The following is a 20,525-nucleotide window of genomic DNA, read 5'->3' on the forward strand; positions in this document are numbered from 1 at the left end:
TTATGCTTGCAGCGCTTCTTTCAGCTGAAGATATTGAATCGCATAGGCTGTCTTTGCGTCGTATACCTCACGCGACTCAACCAGCTTCAGTGCGTCTTCAAGCGCCACCTCCATCACTTCAACAAACTCGTCCTCATCAAGCTCCCGTTTTTCTTCAAGCACAGACAGCTCTTCCGCAAGAAAAACGTGAACAATTTCATCGGCAAAACCGGGCGATGTATAGAATGCTGTGATTTTAGTCAGCTTTTTCGCTGTGTATCCTGTTTCTTCTTCCAGCTCCCGAAGCGCCGTATACTCCGGCTCTTCTCCTTTTTCCAGCTTTCCGGCCGGTATTTCAACGATCGTCCGCTCCAGCGGCTTCCGGAATTGTTTCACCATTATGATTTTCCCTTCGTCTGTGACAGCCAGCACCGCTACCGCACCCGGGTGTTTTACAATTTCGCGTTTACTAGTTTTTCCGTTTGGGAGCTCGACGTCCTCTACATAAAGATCAATAACTTTACCCGAAAAAATCTGTTCTTTAGCAATTGTTTTTTCTTCTAAGTGTTTCATTTCTTCATCTCCCGTTCTGTCTCTATATCATGCCCCATACATTTTATCATACTAGAGAAAAGGGGGCTTCTTTATGAAAGTGTACCGTATGCAAAAGGGCGTCGTTTTAGTGGGAAAAGCGTGGGAGGTGCGGGCGAAGCTCAAGGAATACGGGCGCACATTCCGGTATGTGAAAGATTGGATTTCCGAGCCGTAAAAGTTGAAAACTCCGCTCCTTTATATTACGGTCATTACAAAGCCTAAAAAAGGAGTGTGCACATGAAAAAGCGCAAACTAGGTTCATCTGATATAGAAATAAGCGAAGTCGGACTTGGCTGTATGTCCCTTGGAACCGAAAAAAATAAAGCGCTGTCGATCCTTGATGAAGCCATTGAGCTTGGCATCAACTATCTGGACACAGCTGATTTGTATGACCGCGGCCGCAATGAAGAAATCGTCGGCGAAGCGATTCAAAACAGACGCCAGGATATCATTTTGGCCACAAAAGCCGGAAACCGCTGGAGTGACGAAAGTGAAGGCTGGTATTGGGACCCTTCAAAAGCTTACATAAAAGAAGCTGTGAAAAAGAGCTTGTCACGTCTGAAAACGGATTATATCGACCTGTATCAGCTTCACGGCGGCACAATAGAAGACAACATTGACGAAACGATTGAAGCATTTGAAGAATTAAAACAAGAAGGTGTCATTCGTTATTATGGAATTTCTTCTATTCGCCCGAACGTCATTAAAGAATATGTGAAAAAGTCAAACATCGTCAGCATTATGATGCAATTCAGCCTGTTTGACAGACGGCCGGAGGAATGGCTCCCTCTTTTAGAGGAACATCAGATCAGTGTCGTTGCCAGGGGCCCGGTCGCTAAAGGGCTGCTGACTGAGAAACCGCTTGAACAAGCGGCTGACAGTATCAAACAAAACGGGTACTTATCCTATTCGTTCGAGACACTGACAAATGCCCGCAAAGCGATGGAGAATGTCGCGTCAGATCTCTCCATGACAGAAAAGTCGCTGCAGTATCTGTTAGCACAGCCTGCTGTCGCCTCAGTGATTACAGGCGCCAGTAAGATTGAGCAGTTACGGGAAAACGTTCATGCTGCAAACGCACGGCGTTTAAGTGAAGAGGAAATCAAAGCGCTCCAATCTCATACGAAACAAGACGTTTACGAAGCGCACCGTTCATAAAGAAAACCAGCACCTGACCGGGTGCTGGTTTATTTGTATTGATGCCAATCAAGCTGGCTTTCATCGAGGAGCTGTTCAAAGCTTTTGTTTTTTTCGATCTCCTTTTTCTTTCTGATCTGTTCTGCTTTTTCTCTTTTCTGTCTCTCCTGATCCTCTTCCTTCAATTGGCTTTTCATCTGCATCAGCTTTTCTTTTATATCGGATTGAAGATCGTCTTTTAACTGGTGTTTGTCAGCGGATTTTTGTTTTTTCATGCTCGCTTCCCCCGTGTTTTGTTTTGAAGCCAGTTTATCATGGAGATTCAGGCTGAACAAGCAGACTCTCTTCGGAAAAACGCTGTCATATTTTTCTGCCGGCTCAGCAGCGTTTAGGTATAATGGTTTTAGAAGGTTATCCATAATAGAGTTGAAAGGTGCTGTGTCTTTTGAAAAGATTCCTTTTAGCCGTCGGCGCTGTCTTGGCAGCTGTAGCTGCTATCGGTATTTGTTTCACAAATATCATTATGTTCATAAAGAAAAAAACCGACGAAGAGATTATGAAAAGAGAAACAGATGACGGGCATGATGTATTTGAATCGTTTGAACGCATGGAGAAAACGGCTTTTGTGATTCCATCGGCTTACGGATATGATATAAAAGGCTACTATGTTGCACCACACGATACATCAAATACAATGGTCATCTGCCACGGTGTGACCGTGAATGTATTGAATTCTGTCAAATATATGGATTTATTTCTTGATCTCGGCTGGAATGTGCTGATTTACGATCATCGCCGGCACGGACAAAGCGGCGGAAAGACTACAAGCTATGGTTTTTATGAAAAGGATGATTTAAACGAGGTCGTCAAATGGGTCAAAGACAAAACCTGTAACCGCGGATTGGTCGGAATTCATGGTGAATCAATGGGAGCAGTGACTGCTCTGCTGTATGCAGGCGCACATCCTGACGATGGCGCTGATTTTTATATTGCCGATTGCCCGTTTGCAAGCTTCGAGGAACAGCTTGCGTATCGTCTGAAAGCGGAATACCGGCTGCCTTCCTGGCCGATTCTTCCCATTGCCGACTCCTTTTTGCGGTTCAGGGACGGCTACCGCGCACGCGATGTATCTCCGCTTGCCGTCATCGAAACGATCGAAAAGCCGGTCCTCTTTATTCACAGCAGGCACGATGATTATATTCCTGTTTCTGCAACCGAGCGGCTTTATAAAAAAAAGCCCGGTCCAAAGGAACTCTATATTGCTGAAGCTGGAGAACACGCCATGTCGTATACAAAAAATCGGGACACGTATCGAAAAACCGTGCAAGCCTTTTTAGACAAAATAACGTAAAAAGCGAAAGGCCCCTTTCGGCCTTTCGCTTTTCCATCATAAAACGTCGGTGATGCCATCCATATTTTCACTGATCCATTCAATCGCAAGGTCTATCGTAGTAAACTCCTGCGCTTCAAATGTCATTTCATCCTGCAAAAGCCAAACATCCTTCTCGACGGATTGCGCTCCTCCGATTGACCAATGCAGCAGGGTGTAGGGATGGTTTTTGTTCAGAAAGGATACCCACGTTTTATTCTGTGCTGTATTCTTAATTGACTTCAGCTTTTGTTCCACGTTTCGTGTCTCCCTACTTTACTAATATGCTCATTCTTGGACTGAGCATTTGAGCCGGACTTTTCAGCGCCAGCGTTTTGGCTTTTTCATTGTAATCGATTGTCATTTGATCGTCAAAAAACACTTTTTGCGACGACTGGATATATAGCGGAATGCCGTTCGTTTCCAGCTGCTCACACTGTCCCGCTAATTCCTCTGTCACCCAGATGGTCGGTACACCGCTTACTGCGCAGCCGCATCCTTCAGCGTCATAACGGAGCTGTGCCTTTTTTCCCGGGTTGGCGTCAAGCGCCTGCTGCAGTGCCTGTTTTGCTGCATCTGTCACATGAATGTTCATAAGGTGAAACCCCCGTTTTTTTCATTTTCGCTATTGTAGCACACCACGCGTCCGTTCGCATTGTTTCTGCCTTTTTTCCACCGCTTCGCTTTTTCTTCTGCAGCCTTGATCCAATCGGTTTTTCCCTGTATGTACGGCTTGATATTGTCCGGGTACTGGGCCGCCAGCTGTTTTTTGAGCGCGGCGTATTCATTCGCTATTTCCGGATGAGCTGTGAGATAATCTCTGAACACCAAATGCCTTTCAATAGCAGGATGCCCTCCCTCATAAATATGGACATGATGGGTACGCTTATTTCCGCCCTTTTGAAAATAGCGTCTGCCAATCATGCCGTTTTCTCCTTTCGGCATATAGCCGAGCTCCGCCATTTTCGAATCATATTGGTTCACGGCCGCGATATCCTTTACTGCAATCAGGATATCAATGACCGGCTTTGCCGCCATATTTGGTATCGATGTGCTTCCGACATGATGCACGTCAATGATCTCCGGGCCGAGCACAAGCTTCAGACGATCTTTTTCCTCACTGAACAGCCTTACCCATTCTTCATTGTAGTGAACGACTTCAACCTTTCTTTTCGGATAGAGATGAAAGACTGACAGCAAAAGCCCCTCTGACGCTTTGACGGTTTTCGTCTTTACAAATCCTGCCTGCGTATACAGCGATACGGCAGGGTTGTTTTTCTCGGCTGTTACTACCTCGATTTTCTCAGCGTCTTCGTTCTGATCAATAACAAATTGCACGAGTGCTCGTCCGATGCCTTTTCTGAAACCGTCGGGATGCACAACAAGCCTGCAAATGGTCAGCTCATGCATAAACTTCTCGTATGAAATGACACCGAGCAGTTTCCCGTCTTCCCGGTATCCCGCAAATCGCTCCTGAGAGGCTCTGATATCCTCAGCTTTTTCGTGTAAAGCAGGGATTCCGTCAAAACCGATAAGCTCCGCTTCTTTTACATAAGCTGGCTTTTGAACGTCAATAATCTCACGCGATACATCCTCTTCCTTATGCTGAAGAAATGCAATCATTTGTTTTCTCCTGAAAACAGCCGCTGCTTCTCGACTTTGGCGACGCGGACCGCATACGATTCATACCATACGCTTTTTCCTTTTTCTTTCGCTGCCTGGTGTTCGGTGTGATGCTTCCAATGATTGATTGCGTTCATACTCTCCCAATAGGAAACTGTGATGCCAGTTCCATCCGCTTCGCGAACGCTTTCCACACCTAAAAATCCGGGCTGGCTCGCCGCAAGCGAAACCATCCGCTCTGCTGTTTCTCCATATGCTTCGTCATTTTCACTTTTGACAGAAGAAAAGATAACAGCATAATAAGGAGGCTCAGGTGTTTTTGACAAAAAATCCATAGCGGTTCCTCCTCATATGTTTTTCACAAAAAGAACCCTGTCCTGGCCCGTTCCATCGTAATTTGCAAATACTGAGATGCCATTCACTGTTTTGCTGCCTTTTTCAATTTCAAAACCCAGTCTTGTATGATACGCGATTGACACCTTATTTACCGGGGACGTGACGCACTTTACCCGGGTGCATCCCCTCTTCTTAACTGCTTCAATAAACACATCGTATAATTGTTTTCCAATTTGCATTTTTCTGAAATCCGGATGCACACCGGAAAAATGGATGTATGCCGTTACAGGATCTGATTGCGATTGAAATCCGATTAAAAATCCAGTCATGCTGTTATGTTCATGTGTGATAAAGCTGGTGTCCTGAAAATGTTCAAAAAATAATCGCGGGAGCTTTTCTTTCAGCTGCCTGCCGCCCCACCATTCATTCATTACAGACGTTACCATTTCATAATCTGAAGACGTGATTGTTCGAATATCCATTACGATTTGATCTCCCTCCGTCTGGCAAAACGAATGTCTCTTTTTTCTCACAATATAAAAATTATATTTTGCCTGACTGGAATTGTAAATGCCTTCTTTTCTGTATCATACGTTTCCAGACTGCTGACGGAACAATGTTTGCTATTTTCACATCTAGTTCTCCCCCTCCAGGAGGGGGAACATTTACAGAAAAATATCAAGCACCTGATCAAGTCTCAGCTTACAGAGCTTGCCGGCGTCCCCTTTTATCCACACTGTTTTTTCAAATTCTTCATAGCGGCAGATTTTCCCGCTGCAGGTGACAATTTCGCCATCTTGAAAGCAGCTGACAGTAATATCCTGAGCAAATTCCATTGCCATGCAAAACGTTTGGTTCATCTCCTCCAGCTTATCCGAATCAAGGATTGGCCTTTGCAGCTTCTGTTTATGGTGTTTTCTCTCAAGCAGGCTTTGTTTATGTTCAGGCAGAAACATTCGGCTTCCTTCCCACAGCAGATTGCCTCTTTTTAAATGCTCATTCATTTATAATGCCCTCCTATTTTAGCCGCTCGTTCAAACGCCTGGCCTGCCGCTGTCAGTGAGGCCGCCCTGATGATCGCCGTGTCGCCGAACCGGTTTTTAATCCCGTCCATCACATAGCCGAGGCTCATCTTCTTTGCATAATCCTGAAATAAATTAAGCTGCCATACTTCATCAGATGAGAGCTGAGAGAGATTGACCCCGAGGCGGCGGACAGGCTTCCCGTCCCAAAACTTGAGAAACAGTCTGCATACAGCCTGGTACACATCCTGCGTAGAATTGGTCGGTTCCGCCAGCTTCACTTGCCGGTTGAAGCCGGTCGGCAAATCAAAGTCAGCCCCCCTGCAGCTCACCGAAACCGTCTGCCCCATCATCCCGGCGTTTCGGCTTCGCCTGCATACCTCTTCACTCAGCTCCAGCAGAACGACCTTTATTTCTTTGTCAAAGTGTTCATAGTCTTTCGGGAGTGTCATTCCGTGGCCAATCGCTTTTTGTCCGTCCAGCGATGCCGTTGACACAGGAGAATAGTCGATTCCGTTCGCCGTCATCCACAGCACGTGTCCGTTAATGCCCCATTTCTTTTTTAAAAGCTCGAGCGGAAAAACCGCAAGCCCGCCGATCGTGCTGATGCCCATTCGATTTAAATGATGTTTCATCCGGCTCCCGACGCCAAACATACTCCCCACCGGAAGCGGCCACATCTCGGTTTTCATATTTTCTTTCGTTAACGTGAAAATACCGTTCTTATTCTTTTTGGCAAAATTGTCACACGCAATTTTGGCAAGCGCTTTATTAGGGCCGATTCCGACCCGGGCATAAATGCCGACCTCCCGCATGATTCTGTCCTGAATGCTTTTAGCAATCTCCTCGGGCGCCCCAAACAGCTTCTGGCTGCCTGTGATATCCATGAACTGCTCGTCAATGGAATAGGGTTCCACAAGATCTGTATATTCCTCTAAAATGGCGGTGATTTGCAGCGATACATCAATATACCGCTGCATACGAGGCCGGAGCACAACAGCTTCAGGGCACTTTTCCTGCGCTTCCCACAGGCGTGAGGCATTGGCTACCCCTTTTCGTTTCGCCAGCGGGCATGCAGCCAATACGACTCCGCCCCGCCTTTCCGGATCACCCGAAACAATCACCGGCTGATTTTTTAAATGTGGATTTTCCGCTTTCTCTACAGATGCATAAAACGATTGCATGTCAACGAGAAAAATCACTTTTTCTTTCATCATACACACCTCTAAAAAGAACTTATGTTCGCTTTCACTATTATATGCGAAAATAAGTTCGATTTATACTGGTAAATGATTCTTGTCTGACAGAAAATATGATGCAAGGGTTTGAGAGAAGGAAAACATTTAGTAGAATGAAAGCGAACCATAAAGATAGGAGAGTCAAAATGGAGAAATTTGTCGAAAAAATGCTGGGACAGGCATTGCGCCAATACGGCCGAAATGTTGCCATTGATCCGTTAAGCCCGTATGAAAAACAAAGCCTGAAAGCTGCTTTAGAGGAAAGACAAAATGAAGATCCAGACGAGGACCTGCATGCGCATATAGAGGATATCATTTATGACTACGTCACAAACCAAGGGCTGTTTTCTTAGTGACATGCACCTTCATTGTTGGAGAAATTTCGTATATCTGTTTTCGTATGGCCAGAAGGGACGCGGCTGATATCGACGGGAAGCGCCCCTTCTCATATACGGGCGCTCAAGCCCGTCAGCATAAACTTTAATCTGATGCCCGGTCTCACTCAGCATTTCAGGAACCCCGCCGATATGATCTACAGCCTGATGGGTCAACGTCTTCGAACGGAAATCCGTTTGCTTCTCCCGCCTTCCTAATGTCTTTAAACTGACCGGGCATTTCCTGCTCAATGAGAATTGCACTTTCATGATATAAGCGCCGAACAAAAATCCGTGTACTTCACCCTCCACTTCAACGGCGTAAACGCCATCGTCAACGTGAAACATGAACCATTCAAAAAACAAAGGTCATCCTGCGCACACATAGTGTAATACAATCCCATATAAACCAGTAAGTAAAAAAATTTAATCCCCCGTTGGATAAGGAAATTTTTTCATGTATGATAGAAAAAGATCTTACTAACAGGAGAGAACAATAAACATGAAGACATGGAAAGATATCCACCCAATCAGCTGGACAATTATTATCGGAACCATTTTTGGCAGGATGGCAACATCGATGAGCATTCCGTTTTTAGCGATTTATTTAACAGCTGTCCAAGGCGCTTCAGCGTCCTATGCGGGGCTTGTCATTGCGGCGAGCTCATCAGTCGGTATCATTGCAAGCTTTTATGGCGGATATATCTCGGACAAATTCGGCAGAAAGAACATGATGCTTGTATCCATTTTCGGCTGGATGCTGGTGTTTGCAGGGTTTGCGGCCGCTTCTCACCTCTGGGTATTTTTTGTGGTAAATGCGTTAAACGGACTTTGTAAATCACTGTTTGAACCTGCTTCAAAAGCTTTGCTGTCAGATATGACAGAAGAAAAAACAAGATTGCTGGTTTTTAATTTACGGTATGCAGCCATTAATATCGGCGTTGTCTTCGGCCCTGTGCTCGGTCTGTACTTTGGTTCATCACAATCTACCGCTCCTTTTTTGGTGCCCGCGGTGATTTATGGGATGTACGGTGTCATCCTTGCTATCCAATTTAAAAAGCATCCACCCGCGACATTAGAACAATCCAGAAATCTGAACGTTCGGGAAGCGTTTATGGTAACGCAAAAGGATCGTCTTTTTACAGTTGCTCTTATCGGCATTACACTATGCAGCTTCGGCTATTCGCAGTTCAGCTCTACATTTCCGCAATATATGGCGCAAAATCCCTTTATCGAAAATGGGACAAAATTGTACGGCTTGATGCTGACATTAAACGCAATTGTTGTTTTGGCAACACAGTTTCCCATCGTCCACCTTGGTAAACGGTTTTCGCCGCTTTGCTCCCTGATGCTCGGCAATATCATGATCAGCGCCAGCATGATGATCCTTACCATGTCACACGGGGTTTCTTCACTTGTTCTCATTGTGGTTGCATTTACAATTGGAGAAGTGCTCTTATTCTGTATGATGGATTTGTTTGTAGACCAGATTGCAAAACCCGGATTAAAAGGAACGTATTTCGGAGCGATCGGCTTTTCGCAGTTTGGGAATGTGATTGGCCCTTGGGCCGGCGGCTTATGTATAGATGCATTTGGTGCCGGGCATCCAAGTTCCATTTTTTCTGTCCTTAGCGGCATCACCCTGCTTGGCCTGCCGTTTTTAGTGTTTGCCTATCGGAGGATGAAAGCGGAAATCACTGAGCAGCAACCCGGACTGGGGAAGCCGCTTTAACACAAGAAGAGGGGAGAGAATCGCTCTCTCCCGCAAAAACGAGGTGATGAAATATGAATATAGGTGATATCATGTTTCAGCTGATCGTATTTTTTATGTTTGCCGCTGTTATCTCGGCGGCTGTGATCGGCTCTACATATGCGAAAAACCGTAAAGCACAGCTGGACCGAATCGAAAAAAAGCTTAACAGCATGTCCGAAGACCAAAACGATTAACCGCTTGGGGCAACGAGCTCTACCTTGATCCGGTCAGGGTCCTCACAATAGACTGCATAATGCCAGTCTCCTCCGGCAAAAGGATGCCGGTCTCGGTACAGCACACGATAGCCTTTCGCCATCAATTTTTCAGTCATCAGGTCGACTTGAAGCTTGGATTCAGCATGAAACGCGAGATGGTTCAGCCCGACACGGCACCTGTGATATTTCGGCTCTAGACATTCTTCTTTTGCCTGAACAATCACAAGGTAAAAGTGATCTTTCTTCCAGCTGATGCCGGAACTCCATTTTTGAAACTCATTATAGCCAATCTCTGCTAAAAACCATCCCCAAAACCGCTTAGACGCTTTCAAATCGGAGACATACAGTTCAATATGATGCATAATGGTCACACCCTTCGCACTAACACTTCTTCTACCTTATGCCGGTCTCCCTTTCGCAATATTAAATCTGACCTGAATTTAGTCGGCAAAATATTTTCATATAAATTAGGGCGGTTGACACTCTCCCAAATCGAGGTTGCCATCTCGTCAGCCTCCTGGTCAGACAGGTCTTTAAATTTATGAAAATACGAGTCCGGATTTTGAAAGGCTGTTTCCCGAAGAAGTCGGAAACGCTCTAAATACCAGGTAAGAATCCGGCTTTCGTCCGCATCTACGTAAATTGAAAAATCAAAGAAATCGGAAACAAAGATGCGGGGATTTTCCCGGTCATCCTCCAAGGTCGGCGATTGAAGAACATTAATCCCTTCGATGATCACGATATCAGCCTGTTCTACAACCTCGAACACACCTTCCTCGCGGTCATAGGTTAAATGAGAATATACAGGGGCCTTCACTCTTTCTTTTCCTGACTTTACGTCATTCAAAAATTCAAGGAGCGCTTTCACATCATAGCTTTCAGGAAATCCTTTTCTTGACAGCAAGTTTTTCTTCTTCAGCTCAGCTGTAGGAAATAAAAAGCCGTCTGTCGTGATCAGGCTGACCTTGGGGCGATCCGGCAAACGCGAAAGCAGCTTCTGCAAAATCCGCGCTGTCGTGCTTTTCCCGACTGCGACACTGCCGGCAATGCCGATGATAAACGGAATTTTGGCTGAATGAGGATGCTTCAAAAAAACATTCACATGCTTATTTCGTTCGGCAGCGGACTTGACATGCAAATGAAGCAGGCGAACAAGCGGAATATAGATCGTCTCCACTTCCTCTACGGATAGATGATCATTCAGCCCTTCAACAGCTTTTGCCTCTTCTTCAGAAACAGCAATCGACAAATGGCCCCCGAATCCTGACCAAGACTGCCGGCTGTGCTGTGTATATAAAGTATGTAAATTAAGCTCTTTATTTTTCACTGTTTACACCTGACTCTCTGTAGCTTTAAACAAACGCTTACAAAGATTGTAACGGAAAACATTCCTACTGTCTGCTTATTTTTTCAATTTACCTTTTAACAAGTCAGCACCGATTCGGTTATATGCAGCCATTTCTTCTTTCGGAACCATACTGCCTCCCGTTCCCCAGACAACATGTACGGCATTTTTCATGCTGTGACGCAGATCATTTTCAGACATGTCGTGTTTCCCGGTATCCGATAAAAACAGCTGAACAGGCCCGAACATGCCGGCAAGCGCAGACGGCTCTAAATGCTTATTTTCAGATAAAGCCAGCAAATGAAGCAAGGTATACAGCGTTTCGTCTTCAATTGTATAACAGCCGCTCAGCAAAGGTTCTATCAGATTGCCGACAAATCCTGACGGACGCCCTACGGCAAGCCCGTCAGCAGCCGTTACATTATCCAAGCCGATATCCTGCACAGAGATCTGGTCATGCAGGCCGGAATATAGACCTAAGAGCATAGACGGTGAATGGGTAGGCTCCCCGAAAAATACATGGACATGGTTTCCGTACAATAGCTTCAGTCCAAATGCCACACCGCCCGGCCCTCCGCCGACTCCGCAAGGCAAATACACAAACAGCGGTGTTTCAGGACCAGGCTCGATATCCATAAAGCTGAGCTGTGTTTTTAAACGACTGGCCGCTACCGCATATCCTAGGAACAGCTGGCGGGAATGTTCATCATCAATAAAATAACAGAATGGATCTTGTTCCGCCTGCCGCCGTCCTTCTTTAACCGCTTCACTGTAATCTGATTCGTACTCGATTACGGTGACACCCTTTTTGCGAAGTAAATCCTTCTTCCACTGTTTAGCGTCGGAGGACATATGCACCGTCACTCGAAAACCTAGTTTGGCGCCAATGATGCCGATACTTAAACCAAGATTGCCTGTTGAGCCGACAGCAATGGAATAGCGTGAAAAAAATGAAGTGAACCGCTCTTCGTGCAAGATGCTGTAATGATCTGTTTCCTTAAGCATTCCTTCTTGAAGCGCAAGCTCCTCCGCATGTTTCAGCACTTCATAAATACCGCCGCGTGCTTTAATCGATCCCGAAATCGGAAGCTCATGATCGCACTTTAAAAGCCATCTCCCCGGAAACGTTTCGCCATACACTTCCTCCAGCTTCTTTTTCATATGGCATATTTCAAAAAGCGGCGATTCAATCATCCCTTCGGCAGCTTTTGTTTCCGGAAACGCCTCGGCAATATAAGGAGCAAACCGCCGAAGTCTTTTGTCCGCCTCGGCTATCTCGCTTTCCCACTCAGCCGCTTGTAATACCATCCCCTCTTTCTTGCCGGGATTAGCCCAGAATACCGGTCGTGCATCAATCAATTTCTGAATAAATGGATCTTTTATCAGATTACGCAAAGTTTCTTGATTTATCGACATCAGCCATTTCTCCTTCCTTTAACAAATGTATATCTTTATAAAAAACTGCCTGCAAACACACCAAAAGGCGCCTCACACAGGCAGTTCCATGCTTATTTTTTCATGAACACCCGTCCAGCCAGCTTTTCCACAAGGGCTGGAAACAGCTGATATAGCTTTGTGCCGGCATTCATCAAACGAGGAAGGTTGATTTCACGTTTGTTCGTCATAATGGCAGACGCGATTTGTGCTGCCACATCATCTGGGTCAAGCATCCAGCGTTCGACATTTTTGGCATAGTCTCCGCCTTTATCAGCAATAGAAAAAAAGTCAGTCTGAATCGGCCCTGGATTGACTGTCGTCACATAGACGCCTGTGCCCGCCAGCTCCATACGCAAAGCGTTTGAATAGCCGAGCACAGCGTGTTTTGTCGCTGAATAAAGGCTGGATTTCGGTGTGGCAATTTTCCCTGCTTGAGAGGCAATATTGATGATATGGCCGCTTTTTTGCTCAAGCATATGCGGAAGAACAGCTTTTGTACAGGCAATCAGACCGAAAACATTGACATCAAACATTGATTTCATCTCATCAAGTGTAGAGTCTAAAACCGTTTCAAAAATACCGAAACCTGCATTATTGATCAGCACATCAACCGGACCGATCTGATCACGGACGAGGGTGATATCTTCAAGACGGGAGACATCCAGAGGGAAAATATCACATTGTCCGCTCCATTCCTCGGTCATTTTTCTTTTGATTTCCTTCAAACGATCCTCACGTCTTGCCGACAGCAAAACATGGGCTCCTTCAGCCGCACATAAATAAGCGATTCTTTCACCAAGCCCTCCTGAAGCACCTGTAATCCAAATACGCTTGCCAGCTATATTTTTCAACCTGTTCACCTCTCTATTGCTCTAAAGTATGCGGTATTTCCATCCCAATATGACGTGATGCCTGCTTCGGCTGCCAATATATCAAGATGCCCAACCGTTTCTGACATCGTTAAAAACAACTCTTTTTCATAAACGGCAGGAAAGAGCTGCTGACAGACCTGAAAAGCGGTAAGCGGTTTTTCCGACAGCATATGACGCACATCCTCGGTTCGGCTGCTCTGCTTGTCAAACCGCTTCTTGATCAGTGCTCGTACATTGCCAATCGTCTCGCCATGACCGGGAAACACTGTGTTCGGGGCAAGTTCAGACAGCCTCCGCAACGACCGCTGATAATCCAGTAAAGGCTCCGATCTTTTTTCTCCCGTTTTTGGCGCTTCAAGAATCGGGTTAGACGAGCTGTTCGCCAGCAGCAAATCACCGCCAAGCATTCTTCCGGTCTTTTCATGAAAGAGAACAATATGCGACTCTGCATGTCCGGGCATTTCCAGAACAGTCCAGTCACCCATCCCGTCAATTTTCATCCCTTCCGTAACCGTTTGGGTCAAGGATCTTGTACAGGAAAATGCGTACGCCGACCGGATGAGCCTTTCTGCTTTCACATCATCAAATGGAACGCCTAACTCAGGCAGCAGCTTTTGAAAAAAATGTTTTTGCCACTCCATAAATGCCTTGTCTCTGCTGATATATGGTTCGTTAAACGGATGTCCAATCACTTTAATATCATCAGAAAAAACATCAAGCAACCCCGCATGATCCGCGTGATGGTGAGTCAGCACGATCTGCTCAATATCTGACATTTCTATATGTATACTAGCAAGCTGCTCTTTTAGGACTTCAGCTGCTTCTTTAGTGTTCGGTCCGGCATCGATCAGTGTCAGCGCGTCACCTTTCACTAAGTAAACGATGACATCACCGACGGCAAACGGTGTCGGGACGCGAATCGGAATGATATCTGCAGTTGTCATTCTTTTGCTCCTTGTCTTCATTCATTACTCATATTTTAGCTTTTTCTCGGTCCTGTGTCATTATTGCCGTATGAGAATGTCCCTTTTTGAAAAAGCTATTGACATTAGCTTATCCCCCATTGCATAATGAACAACAACTAAAATGAGAACCATTGGAACGCTATGACGAGGAATAGTATACAGGCAATGGCCAGAGAGAGCGATATCCCCAGGCTGAAAGGTATCGCGGCCCGCTTGTTTGTAGAACCTGCCCTCAAGTCGCGGTTAGGAAAACCTAAACGTTTCCCGCGTTACGGGATTTGAGCTGAGCACAAGTTGTGCTAATGAGGGTGGTACCGCGAACCTTTTCGTCCTTTACGTGATGAAAAGGTTTTTTGTTGTTCTGATAGAAGGAGGATATCCATGAAAAAGATAGGATTTGTCGGCGCCGGGTCCATGGCTGAAGCAATGATCAACGGCTTTTTGCAAAGCGGCATTACAAAACCTGAAAATATTTATATCACAAACAGGTCAAACGAAGAGAGACTCAATGAATTAAAGGAAATGTACGGCGTGCGTCCATGCAGGGATAAGAGCGAGTTTTTCACACAAACAGATATCGTCGTTCTCGCTTTTAAGCCTAAGGATGCGGCAGAGAGCATTGACAGCATTCGTTCTTACATGAAGGATCAGCTTGTCATTTCTGTGCTTGCAGGCCTTACCATCGAAACCATTCAGCATTATTTCGGCAGAAAGCTTGCTGTCATACGGGTGATGCCGAATACTTCAGCTGCCATCAGAAAATCAGCAACCGGATTTTCCGTAAGCGCTGAAGCAAGCCAAGACGATATCACGGCGGCTACAGCATTGCTAGAAACAATCGGTGACGCCACATTGGTTGAGGAGCAGCACCTTGATGCCGTTACCGCGATAGCAGGCAGCGGTCCCGCTTACCTGTATCGCTATATCGAAGCGATGGAAAAAGCGGCGCAAACGGTCGGTTTAGAGGAGGAAACGGCTCAAAAATTGATCCTGCAGACAATGGCAGGCGCAACAGACATGCTTCGTCAAAGCGGAAAACAGCCCGCACAGCTGCGCAGGGAGATTACGAGCCCAGGGGGAACAACAGAGGCAGGCCTTCGCGCTTTAACGGAAGCCCGCTTTGAAGAAGCGATCATTCATTGTATTGAAGAAACAGCCAAACGAAGCGCTGAAATCAAAGAGCAATTTGCCGGAGCCGCCTTAGAGAAGCATTTATAGAAAAAAACACAAGACAGAAGGCAAAGCGCTTTCTGTCTTCTTTTATCTTAAGGCTGGCTGGCAGCTTCTGATTGTTTTAATAATGCAGAGATTGTAAAGGACAGCAAGTCGGGAAGCACCTCAAAGGAATAAGGCACATACAGTCTTTCTGTCCATTTGTGCGGGTCTTTTCCAGCCGGGCCGACATTTAATACCGGGACATACAGCGCCTTGTCTTTACTGCTGGGAAGTGAATATCCTCTGTTAAAGAGCGGCATATTGCTTGTGTATGCACCAACCTCCTGTTTTTCCAGCTGAAGATAGCTCAAATCCGAGAGTCCTGGGAAATACTGAACCTCCCGTAAAGCAATGCCGTACCTGTCAGCTGCATATTGAATGAGCTTGCCAGCAGTATTCTTGATTACCTGATCGTTCTTTGATGACACTGCCGGATAAAATGGAGGGCTGTAAAAGAGAACAATGAGCGGCGCATCTTCCTTACACAGCGCTGCGAGCTCAGATACAATTCTAGTCGAAAAATCCCTGTCTCCAAGATCTCCCCTGTTTGCATAAGTGAAATTCAGCACCCGTTCTGTTTCTGAGCTTCCGACACGCCTTTTCGCACGTGCAAGCAGCTCATCAAATGTAAAAACAGAGACAGTTCGTTCAATTGGATGAAATGGCTCAAACTTCTGGAAATCACGTGTTTTTTGCTGAATATGGTTTGAAATCTTCTCTGCCGCCTGCTCTGCGGTTCTCCGCAGCATGTTATGCAGCTCACTCGCAGAGCGCTTCATTGTCAGTACATTAAATAACGTAACGGCCGTATGCGGTGTTTGGACGGAATATGCCTCCTTCAAGTCCTTTTGCATTAAGTTTACCGGTGGCGGGGTGACTTCCCCGTCAGCCATTTCGCAGTAATTCACGTTCAGCTCCAGCAGACGATTGATCTCGGAAACCATTAAATTTGCATTTAAACCGGAAAACGGCTCTCCGACATGCGTCTCTATCCCTTTGCAGAAAAACCCTGCGAGAACCTTGCCGATGCTTCCTGAATACACATATTGCCGCTGGTCGCCCGGAAACTTTTCAAACATCGGTTCGCTATTCAAACAAGCAGTGTATGTAAGATGATATTTTTTCTCCATTTCTTTCAGCGCAGGAACGGCTTCGATCATTCCCCTTGAATTCACTTCCTCGTCAGGAACCGTAATCAAAAGCACATTCCCATCAAAATGACCATTCATTGCCCGCTCAAGCATCGACAGCTGAACAGCCAGCCCCGCTTTCATATCCATCGTGCCTCTCCCGAACAGCCAGTCGCCGCTTTCCGCGTCTGTTCTCACACGTTCAGGAAGCAACTCTTTTTTCTCTAAAAAGGAGTTCAAAAGCTCAGCCGGCTTACAAGCCATATGTTTGAATTCTCCGTAGTCCTCTATGTCCACGACGTCAAAATGGCTCAGCAAGAGCACCGTCTGTTTGACATCTTTCTTTTTGACAAGCGCTGTCAAAAACGTTCTGCCGTCTTCCATCGGATGGAGTGTTACATGATCAGGGTTATTTTGAAAATAAGGCTTGTCCTTTAAAAGATAATAAAGATATTCCGCAAGTGCGGCCTCCCCTTTTGAACCGGTGACACTTTCATACTGGACAAGAGAAGTTAAAAGGGTAAGCAAATCATCCTTAGTCTGCCAATTCATCATTTCCGCCCTCCTATGTATAAAAACGATTTGATCCTAAAAAATAAAATGATTCCCTGTCTATTATACAGAAATGTTTGACAAATTCGGATCGTTTGAGCAGTTTATATGACGTGAAAGAAATGACTTGTTATAATCAATCTCTAAAAACCTTACGGGAGGCGAAAGAAATGGCCAGAAAATTATTCACACCTATTACGATTAAAGATGTAACGTTAAAAAACCGCATTGTGATGTCACCAATGTGCATGTACTCTTCTCACGAAAAGGACGGAAAATTACAGCCGTTCCACATGGCTCACTACATAACGCGCGCAGTCGGCCAGGTCGGATTGATTATTGTGGAAGCATCAGCGGTAAATCCTCAAGGACGAATCACAGACCAAGATTTAGGGATATGGAGCGACGAGCATATCGAAGGTTTCGCAAAGCTGACTGAGCAGGTAAAAGCGCAAGGCTCAAAAATCGGAATTCAGCTTGCCCACGCAGGACGTAAAGCAGAGCTTGAAGGAGATATTTTCGCTCCGTCTGCGATCGCGTTTGACGAGCAATCAAGCACGCCGGTTGAAATGACAACTGAAAAAGTGAAAGAAACCGTGCAGGAGTTCAAACAAGCGGCTGCCCGTGCAAAAGAAGCAGGTTTTGATGTGATTGAGATTCATGCAGCACACGGTTACTTAATTCATGAATTTTTATCTCCGCTTTCTAACCATCGCACAGATGAATACGGCGGCTCACCAGAAAACCGCTACCGTTTCTTAAGAGAAATCATTGATGAAGTCAAACAAGTGTGGGACGGTCCATTATTTGTCCGTGTATCGGCTTCTGACTATACAGACAAAGGCTTAGATATCGCTGATCATATCGGTTTTGCAAAATGGATGAAGGAGCAGGGCGTTGACTTAATTGACTGCAGCTCAGGTGCCCTTGTTCAGGCAGACATTAACGTATTCCCTGGCTATCAGGTCAGCTTCGCCGAGAAAATCCGCGAACAGGCTGACATGGCGACTGGAGCTGTCGGGATGATTACAAATGGTTCAATGGCTGAAGAAATTCTTCAAAATAACCGTGCAGACCTCATCTTTATCGGCAGAGAGCTATTACGCGATCCTTACTTTGCAAGAACTGCTGCAAAACAGCTGAATACAGACATTCAAGCCCCTGTTCAATACGAAAGAGGCTGGTAATCTTGATCCGAGATATCCGCGGCTCCGCCGCCGGATATCTCTTTTTTTATTTTTGGAGAAACGATCAGCTGACGTTCTCCGTCTCCCTAGTAGAACCAATTAGAGGAGATGACTCCAATGAATGCAGCATGGATCGAAAGGACCTATACGGTTGACGGTTGTGAATTTCATACAAAACACCGAAAAGGATTTAGCGGTGTAACCATTGTCTTTGAAGCCGGCTATGGCACTTCTTCAGAGACGTGGAAACCACTAACAGCGGACATTGATGACGAATTTGGCATATTCACATATGATAGAGCGGGCATTGGGAAAAGCGGACAAAGCAAGGCAGAACGAACAGCCGACCAAAAGGTGAGAGAATTAGAAAGCTTGCTTAAGGCAGCAGGTATAAGACCGCCTTATCTGGCTGTTTCACATTCATACGGATCGGTTATCAGCAGTTTATGGGCCTGTAAAAACCGACAGGATATTATCGGCATGGTGCTCCTTGATCCCGCTTTAGGAGATTACGGCAATGGCGGCTTTACATTTATTCCTGAAGAAATGCATACAGCATACAGAAAGCAGATGATGCTCGAGGAGACACATGCAGACTTTTCGAAAAGTCTGCGGCAGTTCAAACAGCAGCAAGTCCATTTAGGGAACATGCCGCTTATTGTCCTGTCATCAGGTGAACGCACTGAGAAATTCGCCTCCGGTGAAGAGGACTGGAGAAACCTGCATAGCAGCATTTTGTCTCTATCCGATCAAAGCGGCTGGATACAAGCTAAAAACAGCTCACATAACATTCATCATGATGAACCTCATATCGTCCATCTGGCGATTTATGATGTTTGGTGCGCGGCCTGCAAGCAGGCCGCCCCGATATACCAGGCAGTCAATTAAACAAAAACCCCGGCTAAAGCAGGGACTGACCCCATAAGATGAGACAAATAAAAAACACCTTCAAGTTTGAAAACGGATAGTTGTTATCCGAAATAAGACTTGGAGGTGTTTTTTGTATGGGAACAAGAATGAGTTATCCGATTGAAGTCAAACAGAAGGCTGTAGAAATGAGATTGGCAGGCGTGCCTATGAAAGAGATCATGCAGGAATTGAATATCAAGAATAAGACGCAGGTTCAGACATGGGCTAGATGGCATAAGGCTGGGGATACACATCGATTTGAACAGCCTGTTGGTAAGCAATACACTTACGGAAAAGGTCCGGAGTATTCTTCCGAATTAGAGAAACTGCAGGCAGAGAACCGTTATCTGAGACAACAAAATGAAGTTTTAAAAAAGTACAACGAATTGGAAAGGAAGTTGATAGCCAAACGTCAGTCGAACTTGTAGAAGTATTGCACGGCACAATGACCGTACAGAATATCTGTGTTCATTTAGGTATCTCACGAGCGTCTTATTATCGTTGGAAGAAGAACCTGATGAAAGATCATCCCAAGTGCCATTTGGAAAAACAAATCGGCACGTTGTGCCGAGAGCACAAGTATCGATATGGATATCGAAAAATTACAGCTATATTAAAAAAGGGAATGCGTATTAACCATAAAACGGTTCAGCGTATCATGCAGAAAAATCAGTGGCAGTGCCGGGTTAAGGTGAAAAAACGCAAGAAGAATGGGCAGCCATATGCCGTGGCCGATAATGTGTTGGATCAGAACTTTCAGTCTGATCGCCCTCTTGAAAAACTAGTAACGGACATCACATATTTGCCTTATGGACAGAAACAATTGTACCTTTCCAGTATATTGGATGTATACAATGGAGAAGTGATTGCTTTCACGATTGGAGATAAGCAGGACACAGACTTTGTCTTAAACACACTTGATCAGCTGCCAACACTGCCTCAGAACTGCGTGTTACATAGTGACCAAGGATCTGTGTATACATCTTATGAGTATCAGAAAGCTGTTAAAACAAAAGGCATTACCATGAGCATGTCCCGCAAAGGGACGCCCGCTGATAATGCCTCCATCGAATCGTTTCATTCCTCACTAAAGTCTGAAACGTTCTATCTTAACAGCATTGATCGAACCACGACCGCCATCGTAGAACGCACTGTCAAAGAATACATTTATTATTATAACAACATTCGTATTCAAACCAAACTAAACAGCCAATCACCGATAAGCTATCGGCAATTGGCTGTATAAAAGGTGTTTTGATCCCTGTCTCAAAAA

General features: G+C 45.5%; 25 protein-coding genes and 1 pseudogene. 10 read left to right on the forward strand and 16 right to left on the reverse strand.

The window, feature by feature from the left end:
* Positions 1 to 552 (reverse strand): ADP-ribose pyrophosphatase, encoded by a 552-nt coding sequence (nudF, locus tag NYE43_RS11775; protein WP_188323115.1) that lies wholly within the window; start codon positions 550 to 552, stop codon positions 1 to 3.
* 73 nt (positions 553 to 625) lie between these two features.
* Between nudF and mciZ the strand changes: the two genes are divergently transcribed.
* Complete coding sequence (gene mciZ / locus NYE43_RS11780) at positions 626 to 748, forward strand: Z-ring formation inhibitor MciZ (protein WP_010334819.1); 123 nt, start codon at positions 626 to 628, stop codon at positions 746 to 748.
* Between the two features lie 62 nt (positions 749 to 810).
* Positions 811 to 1,731: an aldo/keto reductase gene (locus NYE43_RS11785; RefSeq protein ID WP_216394041.1), complete on the forward strand. Its 921-nt coding sequence runs from the start codon at positions 811 to 813 to the stop codon at positions 1,729 to 1,731.
* A 29-nt stretch (positions 1,732 to 1,760) separates the two neighbouring features.
* Here the strand turns inward: NYE43_RS11785 and NYE43_RS11790 are convergent, their stop codons facing one another.
* On the reverse strand, positions 1,761 to 1,985 hold the full coding sequence (locus NYE43_RS11790) for a YqkE family protein (protein ID WP_101860570.1): 225 nt from the start codon (positions 1,983 to 1,985) through the stop codon (positions 1,761 to 1,763).
* A gap of 170 nt (positions 1,986 to 2,155) precedes the next feature.
* Between NYE43_RS11790 and NYE43_RS11795 the strand changes: the two genes are divergently transcribed.
* The gene (locus tag NYE43_RS11795; protein WP_151175122.1) at positions 2,156 to 3,061 is read left to right on the forward strand and encodes an alpha/beta hydrolase; all 906 of its coding nucleotides are present in this window, start codon (positions 2,156 to 2,158) and stop codon (positions 3,059 to 3,061) included.
* 36 nt (positions 3,062 to 3,097) lie between these two features.
* Here NYE43_RS11795 and NYE43_RS11800 read toward each other — a convergent pair whose 3' ends face one another.
* The 7 genes and pseudogenes from NYE43_RS11800 to NYE43_RS11830 all read right to left on the reverse strand — a co-directional run bounded on the left by NYE43_RS11800 (position 3,098) and on the right by NYE43_RS11830 (position 7,277).
* Positions 3,098 to 3,337 carry a DUF2552 family protein gene (locus NYE43_RS11800; protein ID WP_024121944.1) on the reverse strand — a complete coding sequence of 80 codons (240 nt, stop codon included), beginning with the start codon at positions 3,335 to 3,337 and terminating at the stop codon, positions 3,098 to 3,100.
* A gap of 13 nt (positions 3,338 to 3,350) precedes the next feature.
* A complete protein-coding gene (locus NYE43_RS11805) occupies positions 3,351 to 3,674 on the reverse strand; it encodes an iron-sulfur cluster biosynthesis family protein (RefSeq protein ID WP_024121945.1) in 324 nt (107 codons plus the stop codon).
* Positions 3,671 to 4,702 (reverse strand): bifunctional GNAT family N-acetyltransferase/GrpB family protein, encoded by a 1,032-nt coding sequence (locus NYE43_RS11810; RefSeq protein WP_095713223.1) that lies wholly within the window; start codon positions 4,700 to 4,702, stop codon positions 3,671 to 3,673. Before NYE43_RS11810 ends, NYE43_RS11805 begins: the two co-directional genes overlap by 4 nt.
* A pseudogene (locus tag NYE43_RS11815) lies at positions 4,680 to 5,037 on the reverse strand (antibiotic biosynthesis monooxygenase family protein). Before NYE43_RS11815 ends, NYE43_RS11810 begins: the two are co-directional and overlap by 23 nt.
* Before the next feature lie 12 nt (positions 5,038 to 5,049).
* On the reverse strand, positions 5,050 to 5,520 hold the full coding sequence (locus NYE43_RS11820) for a GNAT family N-acetyltransferase (RefSeq protein WP_095713224.1): 471 nt from the start codon (positions 5,518 to 5,520) through the stop codon (positions 5,050 to 5,052).
* Between the two features lie 183 nt (positions 5,521 to 5,703).
* Positions 5,704 to 6,042, reverse strand: a complete 339-nt coding sequence (locus NYE43_RS11825; RefSeq protein WP_095713225.1) for a YolD-like family protein — start codon at positions 6,040 to 6,042, stop codon at positions 5,704 to 5,706.
* Positions 6,039 to 7,277 carry a DNA polymerase IV gene (locus NYE43_RS11830; protein WP_095713226.1) on the reverse strand — a complete coding sequence of 413 codons (1,239 nt, stop codon included), beginning with the start codon at positions 7,275 to 7,277 and terminating at the stop codon, positions 6,039 to 6,041. Before NYE43_RS11830 ends, NYE43_RS11825 begins: the two co-directional genes overlap by 4 nt.
* A gap of 167 nt (positions 7,278 to 7,444) precedes the next feature.
* On the opposite strand from NYE43_RS11830, the gene NYE43_RS11835 reads away from it, so the two are divergent.
* A complete protein-coding gene (locus tag NYE43_RS11835) occupies positions 7,445 to 7,651 on the forward strand; it encodes a YqzH family protein (protein ID WP_010334838.1) in 207 nt (68 codons plus the stop codon).
* A gap of 12 nt (positions 7,652 to 7,663) precedes the next feature.
* Here NYE43_RS11835 and NYE43_RS11840 read toward each other — a convergent pair whose 3' ends face one another.
* A complete protein-coding gene (locus tag NYE43_RS11840) occupies positions 7,664 to 8,038 on the reverse strand; it encodes a hypothetical protein (RefSeq protein WP_095713227.1) in 375 nt (124 codons plus the stop codon).
* A gap of 136 nt (positions 8,039 to 8,174) precedes the next feature.
* Here NYE43_RS11840 and NYE43_RS11845 point away from each other — a divergent pair, with 136 nt between their 5' ends.
* Both NYE43_RS11845 and NYE43_RS11850 read left to right on the forward strand, forming a co-directional pair.
* A complete protein-coding gene (locus NYE43_RS11845; protein WP_216394036.1) occupies positions 8,175 to 9,404 on the forward strand; it encodes an MDR family MFS transporter in 1,230 nt (409 codons plus the stop codon).
* A 53-nt stretch (positions 9,405 to 9,457) separates the two neighbouring features.
* Positions 9,458 to 9,619 (forward strand): hypothetical protein, encoded by a 162-nt coding sequence (locus NYE43_RS11850; RefSeq protein ID WP_024121954.1) that lies wholly within the window; start codon positions 9,458 to 9,460, stop codon positions 9,617 to 9,619.
* Here NYE43_RS11850 and NYE43_RS11855 read toward each other — a convergent pair.
* The 5 genes from NYE43_RS11855 to NYE43_RS11875 form a co-directional block, all read right to left on the reverse strand.
* Positions 9,616 to 10,002 carry a VOC family protein gene (locus NYE43_RS11855; RefSeq protein WP_216394035.1) on the reverse strand — a complete coding sequence of 129 codons (387 nt, stop codon included), beginning with the start codon at positions 10,000 to 10,002 and terminating at the stop codon, positions 9,616 to 9,618. The genes NYE43_RS11850 and NYE43_RS11855 overlap by 4 nt on opposite strands.
* A 5-nt stretch (positions 10,003 to 10,007) precedes the next feature.
* Positions 10,008 to 10,967: a type I pantothenate kinase gene (gene coaA / locus NYE43_RS11860; protein ID WP_024121956.1), complete on the reverse strand. Its 960-nt coding sequence runs from the start codon at positions 10,965 to 10,967 to the stop codon at positions 10,008 to 10,010.
* A 75-nt stretch (positions 10,968 to 11,042) separates the two neighbouring features.
* Entirely contained in the window at positions 11,043 to 12,401 is a 1,359-nt protein-coding gene (gene dsdA, locus NYE43_RS11865) for a D-serine ammonia-lyase (protein WP_341062001.1), read from the reverse strand.
* A 92-nt stretch (positions 12,402 to 12,493) separates the two neighbouring features.
* Positions 12,494 to 13,273, reverse strand: a complete 780-nt coding sequence (locus tag NYE43_RS11870; RefSeq protein WP_059336663.1) for an SDR family NAD(P)-dependent oxidoreductase — start codon at positions 13,271 to 13,273, stop codon at positions 12,494 to 12,496.
* A gap of 5 nt (positions 13,274 to 13,278) precedes the next feature.
* The gene (locus NYE43_RS11875) at positions 13,279 to 14,238 is read right to left on the reverse strand and encodes an MBL fold metallo-hydrolase (protein WP_024121959.1); all 960 of its coding nucleotides are present in this window, start codon (positions 14,236 to 14,238) and stop codon (positions 13,279 to 13,281) included.
* 402 nt (positions 14,239 to 14,640) lie between these two features.
* Here NYE43_RS11875 and proC point away from each other — a divergent pair, with 402 nt between their 5' ends.
* Positions 14,641 to 15,477, forward strand: a complete 837-nt coding sequence (gene proC, locus NYE43_RS11880) for a pyrroline-5-carboxylate reductase (protein WP_339233290.1) — start codon at positions 14,641 to 14,643, stop codon at positions 15,475 to 15,477.
* 47 nt (positions 15,478 to 15,524) lie between these two features.
* Here the strand turns inward: proC and NYE43_RS11885 are convergent, their stop codons facing one another.
* Positions 15,525 to 17,156, reverse strand: a complete 1,632-nt coding sequence (locus tag NYE43_RS11885) for a M20/M25/M40 family metallo-hydrolase (protein WP_326366165.1) — start codon at positions 17,154 to 17,156, stop codon at positions 15,525 to 15,527.
* Positions 17,157 to 17,326: 170 nt separating this feature from the next.
* Here NYE43_RS11885 and namA point away from each other — a divergent pair, with 170 nt between their 5' ends.
* From namA to NYE43_RS11900, 3 genes are all read left to right on the forward strand, one after another.
* Positions 17,327 to 18,343, forward strand: a complete 1,017-nt coding sequence (gene namA / locus NYE43_RS11890) for an NADPH dehydrogenase NamA (RefSeq protein ID WP_024121962.1) — start codon at positions 17,327 to 17,329, stop codon at positions 18,341 to 18,343.
* 117 nt (positions 18,344 to 18,460) lie between these two features.
* Positions 18,461 to 19,231: an alpha/beta fold hydrolase gene (locus NYE43_RS11895; RefSeq protein ID WP_024121963.1), complete on the forward strand. Its 771-nt coding sequence runs from the start codon at positions 18,461 to 18,463 to the stop codon at positions 19,229 to 19,231.
* 116 nt (positions 19,232 to 19,347) lie between these two features.
* A protein-coding gene (locus tag NYE43_RS11900; RefSeq protein ID WP_341062007.1) for an IS3 family transposase occupies positions 19,348 to 20,498 on the forward strand; the annotation gives its coding sequence in 2 pieces (ribosomal slippage) (positions 19,348 to 19,621 and positions 19,621 to 20,498; 1,152 coding nt in all).
* Positions 20,499 to 20,525 lie beyond the last annotated feature (27 nt).

Origin of the sequence: Bacillus sp. FSL R5-0434, assembly GCF_038004745.1 — a bacterium.
Taxonomy (GTDB): Bacteria; Bacillota; Bacilli; order Bacillales; family Bacillaceae; genus Bacillus; species Bacillus halotolerans.